Origin of the sequence: Pantoea sp. YU22, assembly GCF_003970755.1 — a bacterium.
Taxonomy (GTDB): Bacteria; Pseudomonadota; Gammaproteobacteria; order Enterobacterales; family Enterobacteriaceae; genus Pantoea; species Pantoea piersonii.
Window position 1 is genome coordinate 1 of the sequence record NZ_RYDU01000045.1, and the last position, 1,124, is coordinate 1,124.

The following is a 1,124-nucleotide window of genomic DNA, read 5'->3' on the forward strand; positions in this document are numbered from 1 at the left end:
AAAGAGCAATTTCAACGTAACAAACTGCACGTAAACGTGGGCACCATCGGTCACGTTGACCACGGTAAAACCACCCTGACTGCAGCTATCACCACCGTTCTGGCTAAAACCTACGGCGGCCAGGCTCGTGCATTCGACCAGATCGATAACGCGCCGGAAGAAAAAGCACGTGGTATCACCATCAACACTTCTCACGTTGAGTATGAAACCCCGACTCGCCACTACGCGCACGTTGACTGCCCGGGCCACGCCGACTATGTGAAAAACATGATCACCGGTGCTGCTCAGATGGACGGCGCTATCCTGGTTGTTGCTGCGACTGACGGCCCGATGCCGCAGACCCGTGAGCACATCCTGCTGGGTCGTCAGGTTGGCGTTCCTTACATCATCGTGTTCCTGAACAAGTGCGACATGGTTGATGACGAAGAGCTGCTGGAACTGGTTGAGATGGAAGTACGTGACCTGCTGTCTCAGTACGACTTCCCGGGCGACGACACCCCGATCGTTCGCGGTTCTGCACTGAAAGCGCTGGAAGGCGACGCAGAGTGGGAAGCGAAGATCGTTGAGCTGGCTGGCCACCTGGATACCTACATCCCGGATCCGGTTCGTGCTATCGACCTGCCGTTCCTGCTGCCGATCGAAGACGTGTTCTCAATCTCTGGCCGTGGTACCGTTGTTACCGGTCGTGTTGAGCGCGGCATCGTGAAAGTAGGCGACGAAGTTGAAATCGTGGGCATCAAAGACACCGCGAAATCAACCTGTACCGGCGTTGAAATGTTCCGCAAACTGCTGGATCAGGGTCAGGCTGGTGAGAACGTAGGCGTTCTGCTGCGTGGTATCAAGCGTGAAGAGATCGAGCGTGGCCAGGTACTGGCTAAGCCGGGCTCAATCAAGCCGCACACCACTTTCGTGTCAGAAGTTTACGTTCTGTCTAAAGAAGAAGGCGGTCGTCACACTCCGTTCTTCAAAGGCTACCGTCCGCAGTTCTACTTCCGTACTACTGACGTGACTGGCAACATCGAACTGCCGGAAGGCGTTGAGATGGTAATGCCGGGCGACAACATCAAAATGACCGTTACTCTGATCCATCCGATCGCGATGGACCAGGGTCTGCGCTTCGCAAT

Annotated in this window: 1 protein-coding gene; it reads left to right on the plus strand. The window is 55.4% G+C overall.

Annotated features, from left to right (window positions below; all coding sequences use genetic code 11):
* A partial coding sequence (gene tuf, locus EKL29_RS22920) for an elongation factor Tu (RefSeq protein WP_126690840.1) occupies window positions 1-1,124 on the plus strand: 1,124 nt, incomplete at both ends.